24 protein-coding genes, 1 tRNA gene and 1 pseudogene are annotated in these 24,120 nt (G+C 65.1%); 12 read left to right on the plus strand and 14 right to left on the minus strand.

Going from position 1 to position 24,120, the window contains the following annotated elements:
- The first annotated feature begins 2 nt into the window (after window positions 1–2).
- The 3 genes from HSEST_RS10985 to HSEST_RS10995 all read left to right on the plus strand — a co-directional run bounded on the left by HSEST_RS10985 (window position 3) and on the right by HSEST_RS10995 (window position 4,138).
- The gene (locus HSEST_RS10985) at window positions 3–1,019 is read left to right on the plus strand and encodes a lysylphosphatidylglycerol synthase transmembrane domain-containing protein (protein ID WP_229120974.1); all 1,017 of its coding nucleotides are present in this window, start codon (window positions 3–5) and stop codon (window positions 1,017–1,019) included.
- Between the two features lie 75 nt (window positions 1,020–1,094).
- Complete coding sequence (locus HSEST_RS10990) at window positions 1,095–2,159, plus strand: glycosyltransferase family 2 protein (RefSeq protein WP_229120975.1); 1,065 nt, start codon at window positions 1,095–1,097, stop codon at window positions 2,157–2,159.
- A gap of 47 nt (window positions 2,160–2,206) precedes the next feature.
- On the plus strand, window positions 2,207–4,138 hold the full coding sequence (locus HSEST_RS10995) for a glycosyltransferase family 39 protein (RefSeq protein WP_229120976.1): 1,932 nt from the start codon (window positions 2,207–2,209) through the stop codon (window positions 4,136–4,138).
- Between the two features lie 172 nt (window positions 4,139–4,310).
- On the opposite strand, the gene HSEST_RS11000 is transcribed toward HSEST_RS10995, so the two are convergent.
- A tRNA-Val gene (locus tag HSEST_RS11000) sits at window positions 4,311–4,384 on the minus strand.
- Between the two features lie 83 nt (window positions 4,385–4,467).
- Between HSEST_RS11000 and HSEST_RS11005 the strand changes: the two genes are divergently transcribed.
- The 4 genes from HSEST_RS11005 to HSEST_RS11020 all read left to right on the plus strand — a co-directional run bounded on the left by HSEST_RS11005 (window position 4,468) and on the right by HSEST_RS11020 (window position 8,286).
- The gene (locus HSEST_RS11005) at window positions 4,468–4,989 is read left to right on the plus strand and encodes a DUF192 domain-containing protein (protein ID WP_229120977.1); all 522 of its coding nucleotides are present in this window, start codon (window positions 4,468–4,470) and stop codon (window positions 4,987–4,989) included.
- 44 nt (window positions 4,990–5,033) lie between these two features.
- Entirely contained in the window at window positions 5,034–7,010 is a 1,977-nt protein-coding gene (locus HSEST_RS11010) for an ABC transporter ATP-binding protein (protein WP_229120978.1), read from the plus strand.
- Between the two features lie 173 nt (window positions 7,011–7,183).
- The gene (rio1, locus tag HSEST_RS11015; protein ID WP_229120979.1) at window positions 7,184–8,032 is read left to right on the plus strand and encodes a serine/threonine-protein kinase Rio1; all 849 of its coding nucleotides are present in this window, start codon (window positions 7,184–7,186) and stop codon (window positions 8,030–8,032) included.
- 86 nt (window positions 8,033–8,118) lie between these two features.
- On the plus strand, window positions 8,119–8,286 hold the full coding sequence (locus HSEST_RS11020; protein ID WP_229120980.1) for a ferredoxin: 168 nt from the start codon (window positions 8,119–8,121) through the stop codon (window positions 8,284–8,286).
- Between the two features lie 40 nt (window positions 8,287–8,326).
- Here the strand turns inward: HSEST_RS11020 and HSEST_RS11025 are convergent, their stop codons facing one another.
- The 10 genes and pseudogenes from HSEST_RS11025 to HSEST_RS11070 all read right to left on the minus strand — a co-directional run.
- A complete protein-coding gene (locus HSEST_RS11025) occupies window positions 8,327–9,337 on the minus strand; it encodes an AIR synthase family protein (protein ID WP_229120981.1) in 1,011 nt (336 codons plus the stop codon).
- A complete protein-coding gene (locus tag HSEST_RS11030; protein WP_229120982.1) occupies window positions 9,334–10,428 on the minus strand; it encodes an ABC transporter ATP-binding protein in 1,095 nt (364 codons plus the stop codon). Before HSEST_RS11030 ends, HSEST_RS11025 begins: the two co-directional genes overlap by 4 nt.
- Window positions 10,416–12,209 carry an ABC transporter permease gene (locus tag HSEST_RS11035; RefSeq protein WP_229120983.1) on the minus strand — a complete coding sequence of 598 codons (1,794 nt, stop codon included), beginning with the start codon at window positions 12,207–12,209 and terminating at the stop codon, window positions 10,416–10,418. The genes HSEST_RS11030 and HSEST_RS11035 overlap by 13 nt, the downstream gene beginning before the upstream one ends.
- Before the next feature lie 109 nt (window positions 12,210–12,318).
- Window positions 12,319–13,422 carry a thiamine ABC transporter substrate-binding protein gene (locus HSEST_RS11040; RefSeq protein WP_229120984.1) on the minus strand — a complete coding sequence of 368 codons (1,104 nt, stop codon included), beginning with the start codon at window positions 13,420–13,422 and terminating at the stop codon, window positions 12,319–12,321.
- Window positions 13,423–13,525: 103 nt separating this feature from the next.
- Window positions 13,526–13,861, minus strand: a complete 336-nt coding sequence (locus tag HSEST_RS11045) for a carboxymuconolactone decarboxylase family protein (protein WP_229120985.1) — start codon at window positions 13,859–13,861, stop codon at window positions 13,526–13,528.
- Between the two features lie 68 nt (window positions 13,862–13,929).
- Window positions 13,930–14,676 (minus strand): lipoate--protein ligase family protein, encoded by a 747-nt coding sequence (locus HSEST_RS11050; RefSeq protein WP_229120986.1) that lies wholly within the window; start codon window positions 14,674–14,676, stop codon window positions 13,930–13,932.
- Window positions 14,673–14,942, minus strand: coding sequence for a lipoate protein ligase C-terminal domain-containing protein (locus tag HSEST_RS11055; protein WP_229120987.1), 270 nt, complete (start codon window positions 14,940–14,942; stop codon window positions 14,673–14,675). Before HSEST_RS11055 ends, HSEST_RS11050 begins: the two co-directional genes overlap by 4 nt.
- Window positions 14,943–14,984: 42 nt before the next feature.
- Window positions 14,985–15,398, minus strand: a complete 414-nt coding sequence (locus HSEST_RS11060; protein ID WP_229120988.1) for an OsmC family protein — start codon at window positions 15,396–15,398, stop codon at window positions 14,985–14,987.
- A 115-nt stretch (window positions 15,399–15,513) separates the two neighbouring features.
- Window positions 15,514–16,887: a dihydrolipoyl dehydrogenase gene (lpdA, locus tag HSEST_RS11065; RefSeq protein WP_229122991.1), complete on the minus strand. Its 1,374-nt coding sequence runs from the start codon at window positions 16,885–16,887 to the stop codon at window positions 15,514–15,516.
- Window positions 16,888–17,181: 294 nt separating this feature from the next.
- Window positions 17,182–17,391: pseudogene (locus tag HSEST_RS11070) on the minus strand (biotin/lipoyl-containing protein); the annotation flags it as partial.
- Between the two features lie 284 nt (window positions 17,392–17,675).
- Between HSEST_RS11070 and HSEST_RS11075 the strand changes: the two are divergent.
- Complete coding sequence (locus HSEST_RS11075; protein WP_229120989.1) at window positions 17,676–18,794, plus strand: C4-dicarboxylate transporter; 1,119 nt, start codon at window positions 17,676–17,678, stop codon at window positions 18,792–18,794.
- An 87-nt stretch (window positions 18,795–18,881) separates the two neighbouring features.
- Entirely contained in the window at window positions 18,882–19,529 is a 648-nt protein-coding gene (gene pdo, locus HSEST_RS11080; protein WP_229120990.1) for a protein disulfide oxidoreductase, read from the plus strand.
- Window positions 19,530–19,566: 37 nt separating this feature from the next.
- Here pdo and tsaA read toward each other — a convergent pair whose 3' ends face one another.
- Window positions 19,567–20,025 carry a tRNA (N6-threonylcarbamoyladenosine(37)-N6)-methyltransferase TrmO gene (gene tsaA, locus HSEST_RS11085; RefSeq protein WP_229120991.1) on the minus strand — a complete coding sequence of 153 codons (459 nt, stop codon included), beginning with the start codon at window positions 20,023–20,025 and terminating at the stop codon, window positions 19,567–19,569.
- A gap of 71 nt (window positions 20,026–20,096) precedes the next feature.
- Window positions 20,097–20,861, minus strand: coding sequence for an aldo/keto reductase (locus HSEST_RS11090; protein WP_229120992.1), 765 nt, complete (start codon window positions 20,859–20,861; stop codon window positions 20,097–20,099).
- A gap of 144 nt (window positions 20,862–21,005) precedes the next feature.
- On the opposite strand from HSEST_RS11090, the gene HSEST_RS11095 reads away from it, so the two are divergent.
- The 3 genes from HSEST_RS11095 to HSEST_RS11105 all read left to right on the plus strand — a co-directional run bounded on the left by HSEST_RS11095 (window position 21,006) and on the right by HSEST_RS11105 (window position 23,571).
- Window positions 21,006–21,143 (plus strand): hypothetical protein, encoded by a 138-nt coding sequence (locus tag HSEST_RS11095; protein ID WP_229120993.1) that lies wholly within the window; start codon window positions 21,006–21,008, stop codon window positions 21,141–21,143.
- A gap of 94 nt (window positions 21,144–21,237) precedes the next feature.
- The gene (locus tag HSEST_RS11100) at window positions 21,238–23,037 is read left to right on the plus strand and encodes an ArnT family glycosyltransferase (RefSeq protein ID WP_229120994.1); all 1,800 of its coding nucleotides are present in this window, start codon (window positions 21,238–21,240) and stop codon (window positions 23,035–23,037) included.
- Window positions 23,038–23,127: 90 nt separating this feature from the next.
- Window positions 23,128–23,571, plus strand: coding sequence for a PaaI family thioesterase (locus HSEST_RS11105; protein ID WP_229120995.1), 444 nt, complete (start codon window positions 23,128–23,130; stop codon window positions 23,569–23,571).
- Here the strand turns inward: HSEST_RS11105 and HSEST_RS11110 are convergent.
- Window positions 23,544–24,065, minus strand: coding sequence for a hypothetical protein (locus HSEST_RS11110; protein WP_229120996.1), 522 nt, complete (start codon window positions 24,063–24,065; stop codon window positions 23,544–23,546). The two genes, HSEST_RS11105 and HSEST_RS11110, sit on opposite strands and share 28 nt — an antisense overlap.
- Window positions 24,066–24,120: the final 55 nt, after the last annotated feature.

Genomic DNA, 24,120 nt, shown 5'->3' on the forward strand with positions numbered 1-24,120 from the left:
ACGTGGCTAGCTGGCGACGTATCCTGATCCTGGGACTGCAGGCCGCTATTGCCGTCGCGGCACTCGCGTACGTCACGACCCAGATCGAGTTGCGTCGGGCCGGGGCGCAACTGCTCGCGCTTGACGCGACAGTCGTCGGTGTCGTCGTGGCTCTCACTGCCGTCGAGTTCCTGACGCGGTTCTCGATGTGGTACGCACTGCTTCGGGGACTCGACGGGGTCTCGTTCGCGACGAGCGCGCGGGTCGACCTCGTAGTCAAGTTCATCAACCACGTCCTGCCTTCGAAAGCCTCGGGACACTCGGTCGCACCGCTGGTCGTGCGCCACTACACGGGCGTGGACTGGACCGACGCGGTGTCCGTCGCCGGCGTGAACACCGGCCTGTACGCCACGCTATACGGTATCGTCTCGGCAGTCGGCGTCGGGATATTCGTCACTCGGCTCCCGGACGGAGTGGCAGCCGTCGTCGTGCTCTCGACGGCGATGTATCTCGGGGCCGGCGCGGTCGTCCTGCTGGCCGGTCGTCGACTGGAGGTTGCGGGCCGGCTGTTCGGCCGACTCGAACACCTCGCTCGGATGCTCCCCCGAATCGGGGACCGGGTCGCGTCGCTGGTGGCCGCGCTGCCGACGTTTACCGCCGACTCGGCCGCCACGTTCCGCACGCTGTCGTCTCGTCCGGCCGTCGTCGTTCCCTACGTGCTGGGCTGGGTCGGGACGTTGGCCGTCGTTCCCGGAATGCGTGTCCTGGTGTTGCTCAACGCACTTGGAGACGGATTCGCGCCGGGCGCGTTGCTACCGCTCGTCCTCGTGATGGCGTACAGCGTGACGATTCTGCCGCTCACACCCGGCGGAATTGGCGTTTCAGAGGCCTCGGCCACGCTCGTGCTCGTCGCGCTCGGGGTCGCACCCGAAGTCGCCGGCGTCGTCGTGTTACTGGACCGATCGTTCGGGGTCTACCTGCCGGCACTGATGGGATGGGTACCGGCCGCCCGGATCGATCTCTCCTCGGTACTGTCATGAGGAGGACGGCCGATCGTGCCACTCGCGAGAGACCAAGACACTTATTTCGAGGGGGCTGTACAATCCATACAGTAGATGACAGCCGCAGGTGCGGTCCTTCAGGCGAGTGGGCTCAACAGCCCGGAATTGACGGTGGCGCTTGTCGGCGTCGCGCTCGTGACGCTCGTATGGGGACTCGAACGGTATCGAACGACGTTCTCGAAGGGGGAACTCGGCCTCTCGCTGGCGCTGGCGTTCGGGATCGCACTCCTGGCGCTCGCGCCGGACGTGTTCGCCGGTATCGGTGAACTGCTCTCGATCGAGCGGCGGCCGCTTGCGGTGGCACTGATCGCGAACGTCACGCTGGTGTTTCTGGTCCTGTACCTGTTCGCCAGAACCCGTGACAACAAGCAGACGATACACGAGTTGACCCGCAGTCTCGCCGTCGAACAGCTCTCGGACGTGGAAAGAGCAACCGACCCGTCGGTGTTCATCGTGATCCCGGCGTACAACGAGGCATCGCAGGTGGCTGATGTCGTCGCTGAACTGCCCGAACGGATCGACGGCTACGACGTGACACCGGTGGTCGTCTCGGACGGCTCGACGGACGGTACCCGACGAGCGGCCGCAGAGACACGCGCGCTGGTGGTCGAGCACCCGATCAATCAGGGCCAGGGCGGCGCGTTACAGACCGGATTCACGATCGCTCGAGAACACGACGCCGACATCGTCGTCACGATGGACGCGGACGGCCAGCATCCGGCCGAGCAGTTGGACGAGATGATCGCACCCATCGCCGAAGGCGAGGCCGATTACGTCGTCGGCTCGCGCTATCTCGGCACCGATCGGTCGGACAACGGGCTCGCGCGACAGTCCGGGATCCGGGTGTTCACCGCGCTGATCAATCTCATCGCGAAGATGAACATCACCGACTGCACGAACGGCTACCGAGCGATCCGCGGGACGGCACTCAAGCAGATGACGCTCACCGAGGAGCGGTTCAGCGCGCCCGAACTGCTCATCGAGGCTCGGAAATCGGGGCTGCGCATCGCGGAGGTGCCGGTCACGATCGAACAGCGTGCCGCCGGCGAGACCAAGAAACCGCAGTTGGGCTACGCGCTGGGTCTCACACGGACGATACTCGTCACCTGGCTTCGGTGAGTTCCGTATCCGACACACAATTATTGACGGATTGAGACAGCACACACATGCGGTTCTCGCCACTCCATCGCGCCCGCAAGCAGGTCAGAGACGACCTTGAGGCGGACCCCTATCTCAAGTACATCCTGTTGCTCTCGGCGGTGCTGTCGCTGTTCTGGATCTGGCATCGGCTCCCGAACTTCGCGACCAGAGACGAGCGCTGGCGAGTCGTCGATAGCATGGAGATCGCCGGCTTCGTCGTCAACGACGGGCTCACCGTCGAAGCGCTACAGGACGGCTCGACGTACTGGCGTGTGTTTGGGCCGACGCTGTATCTCTACGGGCTCGTGGCTCTACCCGCGATCGCCATCGTCGTCCTCACCGGCGAGGCGAGTGTCTTCAGTGACCTGTTGAGCGCGATCGGGACGGATTTCTACGCGCACTGGCAGGCCCTGCCGGCCTGGGTGTGGTGGGCGACGGTCCTGCCGGCCCGGCTGGTCAACGTCGTGTTTGCCGTCGGATCGGTGTACCTGCTTTACCGGATCGGGACACACGTGCGCGATCGGGCGACCGGTCGGCTCGCCTCGTTGTTGCTCGCGCTGACCTGGGGCGTGGTCGTTCTCACACACGAGGCCGGCGAGGACGTCCCGGCGCTGTTCTGTCTCCTGCTCGTGTTCTATCTCGCGTTGCGCTACGTCGAAACCGGCTCGCGGCGGCTGTTCCTGACTGGGAGCGCCATCGGTGGCTTCGCGATTGCGCTCAAGCCGACGACCGGCGTGACGGCGATCTTGCTCGGGATCGCGTATCTGTTCCGTATCCGACGAGCGCCCGACACTCGCGACGCACTGTTCCGGCCCGAACTACTGATCGGCGGACCGGCCGTCGCGATCGTCGTGATGTACCTCTCGTACCCGAGCGCCGTGCTCAACACCCTGCCGAGTAGCCTCTCCGGCGACATCCTGGCCAGCATGTGGGACGGTCCCGAAGTGTTGATCGACCGGATCGATCGCCTGGCCGGCGAGAAGACGTCATCCCACGGCTGGCTCTCCAGACCGGCCTGGTGGTGGTACGTCCGGGGCACAGCCAACGGGCTCGGGTGGCCGCTGACGCTGGCTGCCGTCGGGGGGATCGCGGCGTCCATCGTCGTTCTCGCTCGGCGTGCGGGGGCGACGCTGCGGTCCGAATCGGGAGTCCTGTCCGACAGTCAGGATCCGGCCCCGTCGATCGAGACCGCAGCGATCGCCTTCGCGCTGTCGGTGATCGCCGTTATGACCGCCGTCTATTCGACGTGGGCGTACTTCCGGACCCACCACCTGCTGCCGATGTTCCCGATGGCGATCCTCCTGATCGCGCTTGCCTTCCAGTGGCTCGATGTCGAGTACGGGCAGGCCGCACGCGTGCTGGCCGTCCTGTTGATCGTCTCGACGGCGATCTACACCGGTATCGGGACGCTCGGCTACGCCAGCCAGCCGCGCGACGAGGCCGTCGGCTGGTTGCAGGCCCACGGCGGTGCCGACGCGACAGTCGAGACCTACGCGGAGGACTCCCAGGAGGCCGCCGTCCCCCATGGGTGGACGATCTACCGGCCGACCGCCGAGACCGGCGGATACGCCAGGGTCGCGTGGCTGCAAGACGTCGAGCAGCGCTGTCCCGACTACATCGCGCTCAACTACCAGCGAGCGATGCTGTGGCTTGCCCCAGACAACCACAGTCAGCTCTCCGAACGCTGGACGTACGACGGCGACGCCGCGTACATCCACGACCTGCTGGCCGACAGTGATTACCAGACTGCAAACGCCCCCTACCCCTACGACGTGGCCGCGACCTTCGGTCGGGAGCCGCCGTTTCTCGACGGCGGACAGCCCTACGACCGGACCTGGAATATGATCCGGGCCGGAATCTACCCGCGGACGATCCAGTACGGCGATCCCCAGGACCTCGGCGTCTACGGATACGTGATCGTCCTCGAACGGACGGGCGAATGCGGAGAGCAGAATTGAACTCGACAATAGCAATTCAGCCGTCTCACATCCATTCGACGGAAGAATGGGCCCGGGCGGAGTTGAACCGGAGTGAGACGGTCGTCTCGCTCCGCTCGACGCTGCGACTCCCGGGGTTCGACTCCGGCCGGCAGTACGATTCGCTCCTCACCTTCGTTCGTCGCAGAATCGATGGGCCCGGGCGGAGTTGAACCGCCGATTTCGGCCTTGTAAAGGCCGCGTCATAACCAACTAGACCACGGACCCGCAGACCTGTCTTGCTCGCCCGAGTGAATAACGCTTTCTCTCTGGACCGACGACCTTACGCCCTCGCCGCCCGTCGATACAGTATGGACTGGCCCGACCGGGATCGAGTCGTCACGCTCGTCTCCATTGGCCTCGTGGTCCTCGCGATCGGGATCTGGGCGTTCCAGCCGACCGGGCCACTCGCGGGCGTGTTGTATCCGCTGGAGTACGAGGAGACGACGGTCACCCTCGCCGCGGACGACGGAACCAGACTGGCGACCGTCGACGTGCGGGTCGCTGACAGCGATCGCGAACGCTACATCGGGCTGAGCGAGACCGAGTCTCTTTCCGACGGCGAGGGCATGCTGTTCGTCTTCGAGGAGTCACAGCGTCGGGAGTTCGTTATGCGTGAGATGGACTTCCCGCTGGACATCATCTTCGTTGCGCCGAACGGCACGATCACGACGATTCACCACGCGCCCGTACCCGAGGAGACGTCCGGCGACGATCTGCGACCCTACCCCGGTACCGGCCAGTACGTGCTGGAGGTCCCCCGTGGCTACACCAACGAGACCGGCGTCGAAGTGGGCGACAGCGTCGTCATACCGCACAGTGTGAACGCCTGACGCGCTGGCGACGGGCTTTTTTCCGCCGGGTTCCTGAAGCGGGTGTGGACGCACCGAATCCCGACGACGATGACGTGTTCGAAGCCCAGCGCGAGCGCGTCGAGCGGCCGATGGCTCGGCTGTTTCGCGAATACGGGCGAGACAACGCCGGGTACTTCGGCGTCGGACTGTTCGCCAGCGTCTTCGCACGCGTCCTGGACCTGCTGCCGCCGCTATTCCTGGGGATCGCGATCGACGCGATCATCCGCCAGGAGACGACGTTCTCGCTACTCTTCGTCCCACAGTCCTGGCTCCCGACCGCGCCGCGCGAGCAGTTGTGGATCGCATCGGGAATCGTCGGCGGGGCCTTCCTCTTCGCGGCAATCTTTCACTGGGCGCGCAACTGGGGCTGGAACAACTTCGCCCAGCACATCCAGCACGACGTCCGGACCGACACCTACGACAAGATGCAGCGGCTGAACATGGACTTCTTCGCCGACAAGCAGACCGGCGAGATGATGTCCGTCCTCTCAAACGACGTCAATCGCCTTGAGCGGTTTCTCAACGACGGGATGAACTCCGCGTTCCGGCTGATCGTGATGGTGATCGGCATCGCCGCGATTCTCTTTTATCTCAACTGGCAGCTGGCACTGATCGCGCTGGTCCCGGTGCCGCTGATCGCCTTTTTCACCAAGAAGTTCATCGAGACGATCCAGCCCAAATACGCCGAGGTGCGCTCGTCGGTCGGACAGCTCAACTCCCGGCTGGAGAACAACCTCGGCGGCATCCAGGTCATCAAGACTGCAAACACCGAACCCTACGAGTCCGAGCGGGTTGATGACGTCTCACAGGATTACTTCGACGCCAACTGGGACGCCATCCGGACCCGGATCAAGTTCTTTCCCGGCCTGCGACTGATCTCGGGGATCGGGTTCGTGTTGACCTTCACCGCCGGCGGGTACTGGGCGCTGACCTACGAGACGACCGGAACGGCCCCGCTGATGTTCACCGAACCGCTGACGACCGGGCAGTTCGTCGTCTTCATCACGCTCACCCAGCGGTTCATCTGGCCGATGGCCCAGTTCGGCCAGATAATCAACATGTACCAGCGGGCCTACGCCTCCGCCGAGCGGATCTTCGGGCTGATGGACACGCCTGCCCGGATCGCCGAGGACCCCGACGCCGAGCCGCTCGAAGTGACTGACGGACGGGTCGCCTACGAGGACGTGACGTTCGGATACGACTACGAACCACCGTCCGGGCCGGACAACGAATCCAGCGGCGAGCCCATCGTCGAGGACATCGAGTTCACCGTCGAGGGTGGCGATACCGTCGCGCTCGTCGGGCCGACCGGCGCGGGCAAATCGACGATACTCAAGCTCCTGTTGCGGATGTACGACGTCGACGAGGGCGCGATCACCGTCGACGGTACGGACCTGCGCGAGGTGACCATCCCCAGCCTCCGTCGACAGATCGGCTACGTCAGCCAGGAAACGTTCCTGTTCTACGGCACCGTCGAGGAGAACATCACCTACGGCACGTTTGGCGCCGACCACGAGGCAGTCGTCGAGGCCGCTGAGATGGCCGAGGCCCACCAGTTCATCCAGAATCTTCCCGACGGGTACGACACCAAGGTCGGCGAGCGCGGCGTCAAACTCTCCGGGGGCCAGCGCCAGCGAATCGCCATCGCCCGCGCGATCCTCAAGGACCCGGAGATTCTCGTGTTGGACGAGGCGACCAGCGACGTCGACACCGAGACGGAGATGCTCATCCAGAAGAGCCTCGACGCGCTCACCGAGGACCGGACGACCTTCGCCATCGCCCACCGGCTCTCGACGATCAAGGACGCCGACACGATCGTCGTGGTCGAGGACGGCCGGATCGTCGAGCGCGGCACCCACGAGCAGTTGCTGGACGCGGACGGTCTGTACGCCAACCTCTGGGCGGTCCAGGCCGGGGAAATCGACGAGTTACCCCGGGAGTTCGTCGAGCGCGCGGCACGACGGCGGTCCGAGGTCGACGTCGAGGCGGACGACGACTGATAGTGACTACTGTAACGACGTGCCGCCCGCTCGTGACAAACGTCTGATGCTGTTGGTTGTGACAATTTACCGGTACGATCGCATACCGGGTGCGATCGATCCGGAACAGACGGACAACCGACCGTATGAGAGGCCCGCTTCTTTTAGGTATCCGCGTCGTACCCCCAGGGTAGATGACAGGCGAGTTCGAACTCGTGGAACCGGAGGCGGTCGACGGCGTCGGCGACGAGTGGGAGGAAATCGACGTCGAGGACACGGAAGCCGACCGCATCGCGCGCCAGCGCGACCGCGAGTTCAGCGAGTTCCGCAAGCGGATCAAAAACACCGAGCGGTTCAAACTCGAAGAATCGGTGTTCGACGAGGCCACCTACGCCGCGATCTACAAGCTGGTGCAGGACGGCTACATCGACGCCTTCGGCGGCCCGATCTCGACGGGCAAGGAGGCCAACGTCTACACGGCAAAAGCCGGCGACGAGACAGTCGCAGTGAAGGTCTACCGGATCAACGCCAGCGACTTCAAGGACATGCGCGGCTATCTCGACGGCGATCCGCGCTTCGAGGGGATCGGCCAGGACAAACGCAAGGTCGTGATGGCCTGGGTCCGCAAGGAGTTCGCCAACCTCAAGCGCGCCCAGAAGGCGGGCGTCCGCGTCCCGAATCCTATCGCCGTCGAGCGAAACGTCCTCGTGATGGAGTACATCGCCACGGACGGCGACCGCGCCAAGCGACTCAGCGAGGTCGATGTCGAGAATCCCGAGACTGCCTACGAGGTCGTCGCCGAGTACATGCGCCGGCTGTACGACGCCGGGCTGGTCCACGGCGATCTCAGCGAGTACAACATCGTCTTCCAGGACGGACAGCTGGTCGTGATCGATCTCGGCCAGGCCGTGACCAAACACCATCCCAACGCCGACGAATTCCTCGAACGCGACTGTGAGAACGTGGCCGCGTTCTTCTCCCGGCAAGGCATGGCCGCGACCGGCGAGGAGCTGTGTGAGTTCGTAGTGAGCGAAGACGGCTGACCTTCACGGTTCCACAGACACGTTACCATCGGCTGGGAATCCCCGTGACCCCCTTTTATTGGGGGTAGCAACGCTGGACTGGAACAATGGTTTCAGTAGACGAGTCAATCTGTACGGGTTGTCAGGTGTGCGTGTCGGTCGCACCGGAAACGTTCGAGATGGACGGCGCAGTCGCGACGGCCGTCAGCGACGAGGTTACGGACGAGGCCGAGCAGGCCGCCGAACAGTGCCCCGTCGACGCGATTTCGCTGTAAGATCGCCGATTCCGTTTTCGTTTCGAGCAGCCAACCAGTATCACGAGCCGTCGCGCAATCGACTCGCCGCCGCCCACGAGGGGTCTGACTCGGGCGGCTCCACGCGCTCCCCACGGGCGTACACACCGTCCCCCTCGGTCACTCGACCGACGACGGCGGCCGGCGTGTCCCGGTTTTCGAGCGCGGCCACCACGTCCGACGCGTCGCCGGGCGCGACCGCGATCAACAGCGTCCCGCAGCTGGTCACGTGCCACGGGTCGACACCGATCGCGTCACAGACCGCCTCGACGCCGTCGGCCATCGGGACCGCGTCGGGATCGATCTCGAAGCGGACGCCTGCGCCGTCGGCCATCTCGTTCAGGCCGCCGGCGATCCCGCCCTCGGTGGCGTCGTGCATCGCCGTCACTCGACCGGCGTCGTGCGCGGCCAGCGCGTCCGCGACCGCCGGGACGTCCGCGAGTCGCTCCTGGGCGGTCGCGACGGCCCCGGGATCGAGGCCGAGCCGTTCGGGATACAGCGTCGAGAACAGGCCCGCGACCTCCGCGGCGGGGCCGGTCGAGATCACCAGCGCGTCGCCCGGTCGTGCTCCGTCCGGACGGACGAGGTCGTCGGGATCGCCGACGCCGAAGGCCGTCCCGGAGCCGATCCAGGAGCTGTCGACACCCGAGTAGCGGCCGGCGCGGCCGGCGGTGATGCTGACCCCGAGCTCGCGGGTGTGGGCGTCGATCCCCCGCCACAGCGTCGCCAGGTCCGCTGGCGGATACTCCGGTGGCAGCGTGAGTGTCACCGTCAGGTGCGAGGGGTCGATTCCCGAGACGGCGACGTCCGAGAGGACGATATCGGTAGCCAGGCGGCCCGCGCGTTCGAGCCCGAGGGTCGGGAGCACCGATATCGGGTCAGTCGCGGTGACGACGGCCCGTCCGCCGAGTTCGAAGACGCCGAAGTCGATCCCCGCAGTCGGACCGAGCGAGACCGCTCCGCGGTCGGCGCCGAGGTTCGGCGCGACCACGCGTTCGAAGAAGTCGGCGTCGATCTTGCCGAGGTCCGTCACGGTTCCTCCAGGAGCGTCACGTCCTCGCGATCGAACGACAGCGTCACCGCTCCGCTCGGCGGTTCGTCGGCGTCGATCTTGGCCAGTAACTCCCGACCCTGCCACTCGCAGTGAACGCGATAGGCGTCACCCATGAACTCGACCGTCGAGACGGTCGCCTGCAGGGTGATCGACCCGGCCGCGCCGGCGGACTGACGCTCGGCGTCCCCGACGATCGAAACCGATTCGGGCCGAATCGAGAGCGTCACCTCCCGACCGACTCCCGAGACGCCATCGACGGGAATCGTCGTGCCAGGCGCGTCGTCAGAACCCGGATCGAGGCCGACTCGGGGCGGATCGGCCGAGACGACGACACCGCCGAAGAGGTTGTTATCGCCGACGAACTCGGCGACGAAGTGGGTCGCCGGTTCGCGGTAGATCGCCTCCGGGGGGCCGACCTGTTCGACGCGACCGTCAGCGATCACGGCCACCCGATCGGAAATCGCAAGCGCCTCGGCCTGGTCGTGGGTGACGTAGATCGTCGTGATACCGAGGTCCTGCTGGAGGTCCCGAATCACGACACGCAGGCGTTCCCGAAGCCGGGCGTCCAGTGCCGACAGCGGTTCGTCAAGCAGGAGTACGTCCGGTCCGGGCGCGAGCGCGCGGGCCAGCGCGATCCGCTGTTGCTGGCCGCCCGAGAGTCCCTCGGGATCGCGGTCTCCCATCCCGGCCATGTCCACGAGATCCAGCAGTTCGGCGACGCGCTGTTCCGTGGAGACCTCGCCCGGCGGGTCCCGGTAGCGAAGGCCGTAGGCGACGTTCTCGCGGACGCTCATGTGCGGGAACAGCGCGTAGTTCTGGAAGACGATCCCGACGTTGCGGTCCTCGGGCGGGAGCCCCACGACGTTCTCGCCGCCGATCGAGACGGATCCGGTATCGGGGGATTCGAACCCCGCGACTGTCCGAAGCGTCGTGGTCTTCCCACAGCCGGAGGGACCGACCAGCGTGAAGAACTCGCCTTCCTCGATCGACAGTGAGACGTCCGCTAGTGCCGGGACGCCGTCGAAGGCGACCGAGATGTCCCGGAGCGTGACGCTGCTCACGGTTCCCACCGCCCGCCCAGCCGATCGATCGCGACGAAACTCAGGCTGGTGATGAAAAGCAAAACGGTTCCCATCGCGGTCGCCGGGCCGAGGTTGGGGCCCAGCGATCGGTTCCCGACGTAGCGTTCGAGCGCGACCGGCATCGTGTAACTGTCGACGCCCTCCGCGAGTAAGACCGTCGAATCGAACTCGCCGATGCTGATCGCGAAGGCGAAGGCCGCCCCCGCAAGCACCGCCGTGGCCACCAGCGGGAGCTCGATCTCGACGAGCGCGCGCAGCCGGCTCGCACCCAGCGATCGGGCAGCGTCCCGGAACCGCGAATCGAGACCGCCCAGCGCAGGCGCGACGTTGCGCGTCACGAAGGGATACGCAGCGGCGGCGTGGGCGAAGACGATTGCCACGGGCCCGGCGGCGGTGATCCGATAGCCGAAGAGGACCGTGCCGAACACGAACGTCTGGAGCAAGCCGAGTCCGACGACGATCCCACTGACCGCGAGCGGCGCCGTGAGCAGCGCTTCCGCGAGCCGACTCCCGCGGCCACCGCGGGTGGCGACGACGGCGACGACGACCCCCATCGGGACCGCCAACAAGAGCGTCCCGGCCCCGTAGACCAGCGAGTTGACGATCGCCGGCAGCGGTTTGGTGGTCCCGACGGCCGTCGAAGTCTGCCGGGCGAGCAGGAACTCGTAGTAGGCGGTCGTGAACGTGCCATCGGGCGTAGTGACGCTCTCGATCAACAGACTGAGAAGCGGGCCGACGAACACGACGGCCACGACCACGCCGTAGCCGGCGATCGCCAGCCGGACCGGACTGCGAAGCGTGTCCCACCCGATCGCGAGGGACTTGCGAGGGAGGGGCTGACCAGCACCGCTGGCCGAGCGCTGGCGCGCCTCGTAGCGCAGATAGAGGTAGGTCAGCGCCAGCGAGAGAACGGTTTCGAGCGTGGCGAGCGTGGCCGCCTCGCTCAGGTCCAGCGCCTGGACGCGGGCGTAGATCCAGACCTCGACGGTCGCGAGGTCAAGGCCGCCCAGCGCCAGCACGATCGGGAACGACATGAACGTGAACACGAACGTCAACAGCGACGCGGTCAGCAGTGCCGGCAGCAGGGCCGGCAGCACCACGTCCCGGAACGCCCCCAGTCGAGAGGCACCCATCGCTCGGGCGGTCTCGACCTGCCGGCGGTCGACCGACTCCCAGGCCGTCGCCACCAGACGAGTCACCAGCGGCGCGTTGTAGAAGGCGTGCGCCAGCACGATCAATTGCAGCGTAAACGTCAGTTCCACCGGGCCGAGTCCGGCGACGCTCAGCAGGTCGTTGAGCAGACCAGTCCGGCCGAACATCGCGAGAAAGCCCACGGCGACCATGATCGACGGCAGTACGAAGGGGACGATCGTCAGCGACCGCAGGGTCCGCCGACCCCGAAACTCGTACCGCGCGAGGACGTACGCGCCGGGCAACCCAAGCAGGACGCTCGCAGCCGTCGAAAGTGCCGCCTGATAGGCCGTGAACCCGAACAGCCCGAACGCGATCGGCGAGAATCCGGCCGTGATCCACTCGAGCAGCCCCGCCGGGACGCCGAGCGGATCGGCAAACAGGTGGTGGGCAACTCCGGTATAGAACGGATCAGTCAGGACAGCGAGTAGCGGATCGAGAGTGAAACGGCCGGCCTCGCGGACGGACTCGGAGAGAACAGTGCCAACCGGATAGTAAAACACGCCCAGCAGTGTCACGAGCGTGGCGAGAAAGCCCGCGGGGAGTGCCGCGCGTTCGACCCACCTCGCAGTCCTCATGCTAGTGACGGTTGGCCGGCGACGGTTCGGTCTTTCGACAGTGGCCGGTCAGTGGGACGCGACCCCGGGGCCATCGTCGTCAATCGCTGTCGACCTCGCGATAGCATCGTCAGTTGCTGACGACCTCGCGAGCCCAGTCGTCGATCCACGTGTCGACGTTGCCCTGCAGGCGGTCGTAGTCGAAGGTCACGGCTTCGGGCGGTTCGTAGGCGTACTGTCCGAATTCCTCGCTGAGTTGGGCGTCGGTGACGGCGGGGAACTGGACGTTCCGTTCGGCGATCTGGGCCTGGTGTTCCGGCCAGAGCATGAAGTCTATGAACTGTCGTGCGAGAGCGGGTTGATCGGTATCGGCGAACCGGGCTACCGCCTCCGGGTTGGCGTAGCCCTGATCGTTGATGAACCCGACCTGATGACGGGACATATCGACGCCCTCGCCGTGGTAGTAGACCTGGTCTGTCGAGTAGGAGACGACCATCGGAGCCTCCTCGTTCATATATGCGTTGTAGGCCGGTTCCCAGTCGTCGGTCACCGTGACGCCGTTGTCGTCCAGTTGCGACCAGTAATCGAGGTAGCCGTCCTCGCCTTTCGCGTCGATCGTCCAGAGCACGAACGCCCGTCCCGGATCCGACTGACGTGCGTCCTGGGTGATGAGTGCGTCTTCGTATTCGGGTTCGAGCAGGTCGTCGAAGGTTTCCGGCGCGTTGATAGCGCCCTCGTCGTAGACCAGACTGATGTACCCGGTGTCGTAGGGGACAGCACGGCCGCGAGGGTCGATTTGCAGATCCGATTTGAGCGCGTATCCGCGCCCGAGATAGTCCCGGGAGTGCATGAACAGCGACGAATCGAGTTCGTCGTCCGCGCGGACGAGTTCGCCGGTGTTGAGACCGACGTAGAGATCGGCGTCGATACCGGCTCCGGACTGCTTGCGCTGGATGTACTGATTGACGCCGTTCTCGGGCACCTCGAACTCGACAGTCACGTCCGGGTACTCCGCCTCGAACGCGGACTTGAGATAGTTACCGGCCGTGCCGTCGCCGGTAAACGACGAGTAAGTCGCGACGGTGAGCGTCCCGCTCGGTGGGCTAGCACCCGGGACCGTTCCCGTTGTCGTCCCGTCGTTTCCCGGCCCGTCGTTCGTCTCCGTCATGCTACACCCTGCGAGCGCGATCAGGGAACCGGCACCGGCCGTCTTGATGAAGGTCCGTCGATCCATTAGTCGGTTGTTGTACTCGGTGGTATTAAGCGACACGCAACAGGACCCCTGCGATCACAGGCACGTCGACAGAAAAGAACGAGATCGGAAGGCCGCGAGCGATCTACGTATCGAAGTCCTGCAGCGTCTCGTAGGCCTCGGTGGCGTACATCAGCGCCGGGCCGCCGCCCATGACGACGGCGATCTCGAGGGCTTCGACGATTTCGGCCTCCGTGGCACCGGCCTCCAGTGCCGCATCGAGGTGCCAGACGATACAGTCCTCACACCGAAGCGTGACGCCGAGCGCCAGCGACATCAGTTCCTTGGTCTTCGCGTCCAGCGCGCCGCCGCTCTCGGCGTTGTGGACGAACCCCATGAACGACTCGATCGAGTCCGCCTCACCGGCGAACGCCTGTACGTTCTCTTTCTTCTCCGCGACCACATCTTCTGGTGACGTCATATGCACTATTACAAATGGACTGCAAGATAATAACAGTATTTATAAACGATTTTCGATGCAAGAATTGCCTATAGTTGGCGGTTCCACTCGTCGGTGGCAAATTGCTCGTCGGCGAGCGTACGGGCATCCGCGAGGGTGCTCTCGGATAGTTCGCCCTCAACAGTGGCATAGGAGTCGCCGGCAGTATCGATCATCGTCTCGATAACCTCGCTTCGGCTGGCGTCGACGTGATCGTTGATGCGAGCGACGCGTTTCTCGGCGGACGCGACGGCCTTGTCGGAGACCTTTTCCTCACCGATTCGAAGGACTCGGAGCATCTCCGCGATGTCGAGGGCGTAACTCATCGTCGTGTGATGAACGACAGCATCGTCCGTCCGGAGCTGGGCTGCCCCACCGATCTTGCCGTCGGGGTGCGCGATGTCGTTGAGCGGCTCGTGGCGGACGTCCAGCCCGAGGCCCCGAAGGGCGTCGATGGCGAACTGATCGAGTTCGGCGTAGCTCGCTTCGACGTCGTCGGAGACGGCCGAGCGGGGGAGATACAGCGAGTAGGTGATCACTGCGCCCGGTTCGACGTACATCGCGCCGCCGCCGGTGATCCGGCGCACCACGTCGACGTCGTGTTTCGCGACGTAGTCGGCCGCGACCTCGTCGGCGTAGGCCTGAAACCGGCCCAGCGGCACCGCGGGGCCGTCACGATACCAGAACCGCAGCGTCGGCTCGATCTCGCCGTCTCCCAGCCGATCGATCAATACGCGTTCCAGGGCCTGCTGGACCGGTTCGCTGTACGTGCCCGAGTCGACGACGCGAAGGTTCATGCGATCGCCTCCATCGTCGCCTCGGCCAGATGATCGGCGTCGAAGCCGATGAACTGCGCGTCGACGGCCTCGATCGCTTCGACCAGCGCCTCGCGGTCGACGTCCAGGGGCTTGCCTTCGAGTGCCGCTTCCAGTTCGGCTCGCGCCTCGGGCGGTTCGAGGAAGAAATCGCCCGTCACGCGGGCGGATTCGATGCGTTCGTCGCCGGTGAGCGTCACCTCGACGAGTTTACCGTCGGGTACCTTGACTGAGCCACTGCGTGTCATACGAGGACAAAAAGGGTGGAGCGTGTTTCGGTGTGTCGGTCTCTAGGCCGCGGCGGACACCGTCTCGAAGGCGTCGGTCTCGACGGTCACGTCGGCGTGCAGTTCCTCGCGCAGCGCCGTGTGGACGTGGCAGTACTGCTCGCCCAGTTCGACCAGTTCCTGGGGGTTTTCGACGTCGGCCTCGACTTTCAGCGTGAAGCTGATCGACTCGAGGTTGTTCTGGTCGGTCAGGTCGGCCTCGGCTTCTATCTCCATTTTTCCGAGATCATCGTAGCCGGATTTGCGCGCACCCATCCGAACCGCCGGCAGGAAACACGCCGCGTAGTCGGCGACCAGTACCGAGTTCGGATCGGGGCCGGTCTCAGTCATCGGGTCGATCCCGACCGCGAAGTCACCGATAACGCTCTCCGTGTCGAACTCGCTCTCGTTCGTCGTCGTCAGACTGATATCCACCATGTCTGTATTGTGTGGTTAACACTATATAGTAAAAGACTTTATGAAGTGATTCTCCAGCATAGCATCTGACTGAAGAGTTAAACTGATCAAAAACCGTTATTGATTCCGGCGTGGATCAGCGTGTGTGGACGGCTTCGCCGGCGGCGTCGGCGGCGGCCTCCATGACCGCTTCCGAGAGGGTCGGGTGAGTGTGGACGGTACCGGCGAGTTCTTCCAGCGTGAGACCGCGTTCGACCGCCAGCGCGACCTCGCCGACAAGTTCGGAGGCTTCGGGCGCAACGATCTGAGCGCCGAGGACAGTACCGGTCGGCTCGTCGGCGACGATCCGGACGAAGCCCTCGGGTGCCTCGACGGTCAGCGCGCGACCGTTTCCGCTCAGCGGCATTTGCCCGACAGCGGGCGTATAACCGGCGTCGTCGGCTTCCTCGGACGTCATCCCGACTGTCGCGACTTCAGGATCGGTAAAGACTGCCGCGGGCATCGCCGTGTGATCGAGCGCGGCGGGTTCACCAGCGATCGCGGCCGCGGCGACCTCACCCTCGTGGCTGGCCTTGTGCGCGAGCATCGGTTCGCCGGCTACGTCGCCGATAGCGAAGACGTGCGGGCGCTCGGTCCGACCCTGTGCGTCGGTCGGGATGAATCCGTCCTCGTCGGGTTCGATCCCGATCGCGTCGAGTCCGACCGTGTCGGTGACCGGCTCCCGGCCGGGTACCGCGAGAATTGCATCGGCCTCGAGCTCCGCTGCGGGCCCGTCCTCACTTTCGGTGTGGACGACGACGCCGTCGCCGTCCCGTTCCCAGTCGGCGGCGAGTTCGCCAAACCGGAAGTCGATCCCCAGGTCGGTGGCTTCCTCGCGGACCACCCGCGAGATGTCCGCTTCGTAGGTCGGGAGCACGTCATCGAGCATCTCAACGACCGTCACGTCCGTCCCGAGCTTCGCGAAGACGGTCGACAGTTCCATCCCGATGTAGCCCGCGCCGACGACGACCAGCGAGCCAGGGACCTCTGGGAGATCGAGCGCATCCCGTGAGTCGAGGATGTACTCGCCGTCGGGTTCGAACCCGGGAATCTCGAGGACGCGGCTGCCGGTCGCGACGATCGCGTTCTCGAAGGCGAGCGTCGAGGTCCCGTCCGCTGTCTCGATCTCGGCGACGTGGTCGTCGACGAATCGCGCGGTCCCCTCGACGAGCGTGGCCCCGGCCGCCCGACAGAGGTTCTCGACGCCGCCGGTGAGTTGGTCGACGACGCCGTCTTTCCAGTCGACGAGCTGGTCGAAGTCGACGTCGACCTCCGCAGTGATCCCGAGGTGTTCGGCGTTCCGTACCTCGTGGGCGAGGTCACTCCCGTGGATAAGCGCCTTCGAGGGGATGCAACCGTAGTTCAGACAGGTCCCGCCGTAGGCGTCGCGCTCGACGAGCGTGACATCGAGTCCGAGCTTGGCGGCCCGAATCGCGGCGACGTAGCCGCCCGGCCCGGCCCCGACGATCAGAACGTCCGTCTCCTCGTCGGCGTCTCCCGGGGCAGCCGAGGCGCCCCCAGTTCGCGAGACGGCTGCAGTCGGTTCGTCATCGGCCCCGTCGTCGTCCTCGACCCGCGAGACGGCCGAGGTCGGTTCGTCGTCGGTCTCGTCGTTGTCCCCGACTCGCGAGACGGCCGAGGTCGGTTCGTCGTCGCCGTCATCCACGCGCGAGACAGCAGAGGTCTGTCCGTCGTCGGTCGGTTCTCCGGCGTCCTCCGGCGCCGATTCGACTTCGTCGACCGCCTCGTAGGCGACAAGCGACTCGCCAACAGGGATGTCGTCGCCGACCGAGTGGAGCAGTTCGGTGACGACCATCGGCCCGGGTGCGGTGACCTCGACCACCGACTTGTCGGTCTCGACGTCGGCGATCCGGTCGCCGGCTTCGACCGTGTCGCCGGGTTCGACGTGCCAGGCGACGAGTTTCCCCTCGTCGCTCCCGTCGTCGCACTCCGGCATCTCGAATTCCATTGTCATCACCTCGATATCACGACTGAACCACCAATAGGGCTTTGATACACCGGACACCCAATTGATCTTTCATGGAAAACACACAACCAGCCACGTCTATACGAGCGAGGTGATGACAAGATGCCGTGCCGATCTCCGACGGCATGGCCAGAGATCTCGAATACTGGATTGAATCCGGAGAGACACCGATGTCATGATTAAAAGAACAGAAATTGCGCTATTAAACAGGGTTAATACTTTCGACGAGTTGAAGGCAGTCCAGTATAGAAAAGACACAAACACACAATACTATGAGCCAGGTCAATTCGACATCGACGGAGCGATCGAGGATCGCGAATACGGTCGAGTTCTTCGGCCCACAGTGGTTCGGTTCGACGATGGGAACTGGGGCGCTCGGGGTCGCACTCGCGCTGGTCGGAGCGCAACTCGGCGTCGGCGCACTGCTCCCGTTCGCGCAGTTTTTCGTCGCGCTGACGGCCGTGATGACGGTTACCTACACCGTGCCGTGGCTGGCGCGGATGTGGCTCTACCCCGGCCGCGTGTGGGACGACCTGACCCATCCGATCCGGAGTCAGTTCTTCCCGACGATGCCGATCACGCTGATCGTCCTCGGGCTCGGAATCGCGCAGACGATGAGCGACATCGTCCCGACGAGCGTGCTCGAACCGCTATTGACGGGGCTGTTCGTCGTCGGGAGCGCCGGTATCTTCGGGTTCGGGCTGCTCGTCGTCTCGATCATGTTCACGAACGACCGGATCGGGACCGAGCACGGCGTCTTCGCCTGGTACATCCCGCCCGTGAGCCATCTCGTCATTCCGCTACTGGGCTTCGAACTCGTCGCCGGCCACCTCGCCGGCACAATGATGGGCCAGCTCGTGTTTCTGCTTTCGATGATCGCCCTGGGGATCGGGAGCTTCATGTTCCTGTTTTTCGGATCGATCGTTCTGCACCGCTACGCCTACGAGAGTCTCCCGCGCGAGAAGCTCGCGCCGACGTTCGTCATCGGGCTGGCTCCGACGGCCGTGCTCACCATCGCGGTCGTGAAACTCGCGCACGCGCTGGAAGCCGGCACCGGGCTCGGGCTGGCGACCGAGCCACTGATACCGGGGTTGAAGCTCGTCGCGCTGGTGCTATGGGGCTTTTCGGCCTGGTGGTTTGTGCTGACCGCCGCGCTGGTGACCCACTACGTCACTCGCCGGACCCACCCGTTCTTTTTCACCTGGTGGGCCTACACCTTCCCGCTCGGTGCCTTCGCCCTATCGGCGGGATCGCTCGGTAGCTTCCTCGGAATCAGTGCGTTCGTGCCTGTCCTCGTGGCCGTGACCGGACTACTGACGGCCGTCTGGCTCGTCACCGCAGTTCTCACCACTCGCATGGTCGTCCGCGGCCACGCGTTCACTCCGGAATAACGCCGTTTCACGGCCAGGAACCCGTCTTTTGGAGTATTGGGTAAAACGCAAAATATAACACAGTCAGAGTACCAACGTTGGAGTAGAATGTCAGTCCTCTCCGCAGACGACCGCAGTCAAGTCAACGAACTTCTGAGCACCCTCGAGGAGACAGTCACCGTCCACGTATTCACCGAGGACGATTGTCAGTATTGCGAGGAGACGCTCGATCTCTACGAAGACGTCGAAGGCGAAAGCGACGACATCGTCATCGAGACCCACGACATGAACGATCCGCTGGCCGAGGAACTGGGCGCGACCAAGTACGACGGCGCGCCCGTCACCGTCATCACTCGCGATGGCGTCACCGGCGTCCGGTACTTCGGTATCCCGTCGGGCCAGGAGTTCAGCGCCTTCCTGCAGGGACTCATCGCAGTCGCACAGGGCCCCGGCGCGACGGAGCTACCCGACGAAGTTCGCGAGAAAGTCCAGAATATCGACCAGCCGGTCAACATCAAGGTGTTCGTGACGCCGACCTGTCCGCACTGCCCGCAGGCAGTTCAGGTGGCCCATCAGATGGCGATCGAAAACGAGGGGATCACCGCCGACGGGATCGAGTCCCAGGAGTTCATGGAACTCTCCCAGGAGTACGGCGTCCGGGGCGTCCCGCAGATCAACGTTAACGACGACGGGCAGTTCACCGGCGGACTCCCGCCCGAGCAGTTCGTCGACGAGGTTCTCTCCGCTCTCGAATAACGCCAGTTATCGCGTTCGGCGACGGTCAGGACCTGATTCAGTACTCCTGATCGAGGTGTTCGCCGATCCAGCCCGTTTCCAACTCCTCCAGCAGCGACGGCTTCGGCGCGAACGGCTTGAGATCGAGCACGGGCGTTCCATCCAGCAGGTCCAGCCCTTCGACGTACAGCGTCGTCCCCTCGATCGAGTCGAGTCGGACGACCGTCTGGGCGATCGGGTTCGGCCGATTCGGGCTGGCAGTGGCGAACACGCCAACTTCGAGCCCATCCGCGAACGGCGGGTGCGCCCGGAGCGTGTCAGCCGGACTCCGGTGCAGGTGTGCGAGGATCGTAACGTGTGAGAATCCGTCGAGTCCATCGAGACCCGGTTCGAACTCGGGGTCGAGTTCGACCCGTCCGGCCGCGCCCGACGGTTCGTCCGGATCGACCGGGACCGCCGACGGCTCCTCGAACGGTGACCGGATCTCGCCGATCGGGTCGTAGGTTACCTTCTCCATAGCATCAGTTGCACGGGCGGTCAAATAGAGGCGACGGTGTCCGTGGTCGGAGCCGGGGTCACGACGCCCAATTACTCGGGGAACAGCTCGACCTCGCGTTCGATCCCGTCGATGCGCTCGATGTCCCCGTGATCGAGCCGGAGTTCGCGCGCGGCGAGGTTCGCTTCGAGGTGCTCGCGACTGGAGGCCTTCGGAATCGTGACGACGTTTTCGTGTGAGAGGACCCAGGCGATCGAGACAGCCGCCGGCGAGGTGTCGTGTTTCTCAGCGACCGCCCGGATCTCGGGTACGTCGAACACCTCGCCGCCGGCCAGCGGCGAGTACGCGACCACTGTGTAGCCGTGTTCACGGGCGTGATCGAGCAGGTCCGACTGCTGAAACAGGGGGTGGAACTCGACCTGGTTTGCGACCAGCGGGGCGTCACAGTGGGCCTGGGCACGCTCGTACTGCTCGGGCGTGAAGTTGCTCACCGCGAGGTGTTCGGTCAGGCCCCGCTCGCGGACGGTTTCGAGTGCGGCCATCGTCCCCTCGGGATCGTAGCCGCCGCGAGGCCGGTGAACGTACAGCAGATCGACCCGATCGACACCGAGCCGATCGAGGCTGGCCCGCGTTCCCGATTCGACGTCCCCAGGTGCGAGCGAGTCCACCCAGAGTTTCGTCGCCAGCGTCACGCCTTCGCGCGGGAGAGCGCTGTCGGCCAGCCCCTCGCCGACGACGCGTTCGTTCTCGTATATCTGTGCGGTATCGAGATGTCGATAGCCGACCTCGAGTGCCGTCGAAATTGCGGACGGCTCGTCGATACCCATCGTGCCGAGACCGACTGGCGGGAGGTCCATATCGGCAGTACGGCGACATGGTAGTAAGGCGTGTCGGGAGAGGCGAGACTCCGAGCGAAGCGAGGAGTCTCGGAACGGCGAGCGGGGAGAGCGAGACGCGACCGCAGGGAGCGTCTCGAACGCGAGCGGGGAGCAGAGCGAGCCGTGAGCAAAACGACCCGCGAGCAGCGAGATACCAAACCAGTCGAGCGAAGCGAGGAGTCTCGGAACGGCGAGCGGGGAGAGCGAGACGCGACCGCAGGGAGCGTCTCGAACGCGAGCGGGGAGCAGAGCGAGCCGTGAGTGAAACGACCCGTGAGTAAAACGACCTGCGATCAGCGGGACAGTCGCCCCCAAAGAGCAACGCTTTTGCGCGCGCTGGGTTGACTGTCGGCCAATGTTGGGGCTGCGCTCGGCCGTCGGTCGCGCGAAGCGACGGCTCGTCGCCGACTTGCGTTCGGATCCGTACCTCGTGGCGATTCTCGTCGTCACGGTCGTACTCGCGGGATTTTACGTCTGGCACGGCGTCCCAAACTTCGCAACCTGGGACGAACGCGATCGGCTCCTCGATCCGCTCGTGGCCTACGGCCGGGTCATCGACCAGCCGAGCCTCGGGGCGCTCCGGGAGGGAGTCATCTGGGGTCGCCAGCCCTTCGGCGCGACGTTTTACCTCTACGCGCTGGCGCTGTTGCCGGTGGTGATCGCGGCGGCCGTCACCGGTGATCTCGGCGCAATTGCGGGTTTCGGGTTGCCGGCCGAGCAGTTCGGCTTCTGGGAGCTGTGGCACACCACCCCCGAATGGATCTGGTCCGCGAGCCTGGTGAGCGTCCGGTTACTGAACGTCGCTTTCGCCGCCGGCATCGTCTATCTCACCTACCGACTCGGGACGTACCTTCGCGACCGAACGACCGGCCGACTGGCTGGGGCCTTCCTCGCTGTCACGTGGGGGTTGATTACGCTCGCCCACGAGGGCGGCGAGGACATCCCCTCGGTGTTCGCGCTGCTGTTGGCGCTGTATCTGCTGGTGCAGTACGTCGAGACGGGCAAGCGTCGGCGGTTCTTCGAGGCCAGCGCTGTCGGTGCAGCCGCGATGGCGCTCAAACTGACGACCGCACCGATCGTGTTCACAATCGCGATCGCACACCTGCTGCGGATCTATCGCGAGGGCGACTCCTGGCGGCGACTGTTCGACGATCGCGATCTGCTGATCGACGGGGCTGCCGTCGGCGCGGTCGTCCTACTGCTCGGGTTCCCGACGCTGTTGGTCGGCGGCGTCATCGAGTTCCTCATCCGGATCGTCGGCCACCCGGCGAATCGGGTGTCGGCCCAGAATGGCCCCAACGCCTCGATTCTGTGGTGGTTCCTGCGGGGCTATGTCAATGCCTTCGGACTCCCGCTGTTTCTCGCAAGTATGGCCGGCCTGGGCGCTGGGCTTGCCCGCCTTCGGAAGAGACTGACCGGCGGTTCGACCGTGTTGCTTGCCTATCTTGGCCTGTACGCGCTCTTGCTCACGGGCTGGCACGACTTCCGGCCACACCACCTGCTGCCGACGCTGCCGCTGCTCGTTGTCTTTCTCGCGGACGGGATTTCGCGGCTCCGCGAGCGCCGGCCCGCCCTGGCCCGGCCGATCGTCGCGGTCCTGTTGGTCACGTCAGGTGCATACGCCGCGGTCGGCGCGGCTGGATACGCTTCGACACCGCGGGCCGAAGCGGTCGACTGGATGGACGACAACGTCGAGCGCAACGCGACCATGGAGTTTTACACCCGCGGATTCGAGGAGTCGGCGACGCCCCACTGGATCGACGCCCAGTACCCCTACGCCGGAGACGACCGGGGATCGCTCGATCCCTGTCCGGAGTACGTGCAACTGTCCTACCGGGATCTACTGTACCTTCGGGACGTGCCCGACGACCACCGAAGTGCGTACGTTCGTCACAACACCGAGGAGCGAGCGACACACGTCCGGGCGCTGCTCAACGGCAGCTACGGCTACGATATCGTCGCGGAGTTCGGGGAGCGACCGCCGGAGTACGCCCCGGATCGGCCGACGCCCGGCTCGGTTGGCGAGATCCTGCCGCTGGGGATCTATCCCCAGTCCGATCAATATTCCGACGAGCAGGAACTGCGAGCCAACCAGTACGTGGTGATCCTCCGATACAACGGGAGCTGCGAGCAGCCGTTGCCGCGTCCGGATTAGCGAGGGCGATCGTCACGGACAGAGCGGCAGTATCAGCAGCATCCGCCGGCCGGGACAGGCTTTTAGCGCTGGCGAGCGTGCCGGTCGCCAATGGATCCGGTCGAGCTATTCAACGAGATGCCGTTCACGCGATTGCTCGGGATCGAACTCACAGCGGCCGAAGACGGACACGCGGAGGGGCGACTGCACGTCACGGACGACCACACGACCAACCCGGAGACCGGTGTGGTTCACGGCGGAGCGACGTTCGCGCTGGCCGATAGTGTCGGCGACGCCGCGGTCGTCTCGCTGGCCGGCGAGCTCGTCCCGACGATCGACATGCGGATCGATTATCTCGCGCCGGCGACGACCGACGTGTACGCCGTGGCGGACGTACTCCGGGACGGCGGATCGCTGGCGGTCACGGAGGTGGAGCTATTCGACGACAGCGAGACACACGTCGCGACTGCACACGGCGTGTACAAGACGGACGGTGCGAGCGAGGCGAACGTCTGGCAGGGCGACGCTCAGACGTCCGGCTCGGAGAGCAGATAACCGACAGCCAACACGAGGCGCAGGTCGTCGTGCTCGTCGAGATACGATCCGAGGGCAGTCGGCGTCTCGAAGGCGTTGCCGTACTGGTCGTACAACAGCGTCTGCTCGCGGTCCCAGTCGATCACGCCCCTGATCTGCCCGAGCAACTTCTCGCCGAGTGGGGAGTCGACCGGAGTCGTGTTCGGCAGATTCGCCCAGTCAGTGACCTCACTGAGGTCGAACGCGTCGAAATCCCGGACGAGGTCGAACGTGTCCTCGGGGGACGCACCGTCCGGCAGCGACGGGCGTCCGTCGCGGTGTTTGAGCGCCCCGGTCGCAAGCGCCTGCGAGACCGCGGGGTGGTCCGCAGGGACGAGTACGGCGATGATGTCGTCGAGATACGCCGTGACGCCGGCCGGGGCCGACGTGGTCGGGCCACCGACCTGCGGCGTCGGCTGATCGTCCGACGGGGGCGTCGCGTCCGGAGTGGAGTCGCCACGGCGGTCTCGATCCATAGACGTGGATGACGGTTCGCAAACGGTTAAAAGTATAGCTCGAAAGTCAACGGCG

It is taken from the genome of Halapricum desulfuricans, assembly GCF_017094465.1.
Taxonomy (GTDB): Archaea; Halobacteriota; Halobacteria; order Halobacteriales; family Haloarculaceae; genus Halapricum.

What these genes read in the sequence shown, in the direction of transcription:
- HSEST_RS10990 (WP_229120975.1), top strand. Translation starts at nt 1,095, where the DNA reads ATGACAGCCGCAGGTGCGGTCCTTCAGGCGAGTGGGCTCAACAGCCCG.
- HSEST_RS10995 (WP_229120976.1), top strand. Translation starts at nt 2,207, where the DNA reads ATGCGGTTCTCGCCACTCCATCGCGCCCGCAAGCAGGTCAGAGACGAC.
- HSEST_RS11005 (WP_229120977.1), top strand. Translation starts at nt 4,468, where the DNA reads ATGGACTGGCCCGACCGGGATCGAGTCGTCACGCTCGTCTCCATTGGC.
- rio1 (WP_229120979.1), top strand. Translation starts at nt 7,184, where the DNA reads ATGACAGGCGAGTTCGAACTCGTGGAACCGGAGGCGGTCGACGGCGTC.
- HSEST_RS11020 (WP_229120980.1), top strand. Translation starts at nt 8,119, where the DNA reads ATGGTTTCAGTAGACGAGTCAATCTGTACGGGTTGTCAGGTGTGCGTG.
- HSEST_RS11035 (WP_229120983.1), bottom strand. Translation starts at nt 12,209, where the DNA reads ATGAGGACTGCGAGGTGGGTCGAACGCGCGGCACTCCCCGCGGGCTTT.
- HSEST_RS11040 (WP_229120984.1), bottom strand. Translation starts at nt 13,422, where the DNA reads ATGGATCGACGGACCTTCATCAAGACGGCCGGTGCCGGTTCCCTGATC.
- HSEST_RS11045 (WP_229120985.1), bottom strand. Translation starts at nt 13,861, where the DNA reads ATGACGTCACCAGAAGATGTGGTCGCGGAGAAGAAAGAGAACGTACAG.
- HSEST_RS11050 (WP_229120986.1), bottom strand. Translation starts at nt 14,676, where the DNA reads ATGAACCTTCGCGTCGTCGACTCGGGCACGTACAGCGAACCGGTCCAG.
- HSEST_RS11055 (WP_229120987.1), bottom strand. Translation starts at nt 14,942, where the DNA reads ATGACACGCAGTGGCTCAGTCAAGGTACCCGACGGTAAACTCGTCGAG.
- HSEST_RS11060 (WP_229120988.1), bottom strand. Translation starts at nt 15,398, where the DNA reads ATGGTGGATATCAGTCTGACGACGACGAACGAGAGCGAGTTCGACACG.
- HSEST_RS11075 (WP_229120989.1), top strand. Translation starts at nt 17,676, where the DNA reads ATGAGCCAGGTCAATTCGACATCGACGGAGCGATCGAGGATCGCGAAT.
- pdo (WP_229120990.1), top strand. Translation starts at nt 18,882, where the DNA reads ATGTCAGTCCTCTCCGCAGACGACCGCAGTCAAGTCAACGAACTTCTG.
- tsaA (WP_229120991.1), bottom strand. Translation starts at nt 20,025, where the DNA reads ATGGAGAAGGTAACCTACGACCCGATCGGCGAGATCCGGTCACCGTTC.
- HSEST_RS11090 (WP_229120992.1), bottom strand. Translation starts at nt 20,861, where the DNA reads ATGGACCTCCCGCCAGTCGGTCTCGGCACGATGGGTATCGACGAGCCG.
- HSEST_RS11100 (WP_229120994.1), top strand. Translation starts at nt 21,238, where the DNA reads ATGTTGGGGCTGCGCTCGGCCGTCGGTCGCGCGAAGCGACGGCTCGTC.
- HSEST_RS11105 (WP_229120995.1), top strand. Translation starts at nt 23,128, where the DNA reads ATGGATCCGGTCGAGCTATTCAACGAGATGCCGTTCACGCGATTGCTC.
- HSEST_RS11110 (WP_229120996.1), bottom strand. Translation starts at nt 24,065, where the DNA reads ATGGATCGAGACCGCCGTGGCGACTCCACTCCGGACGCGACGCCCCCG.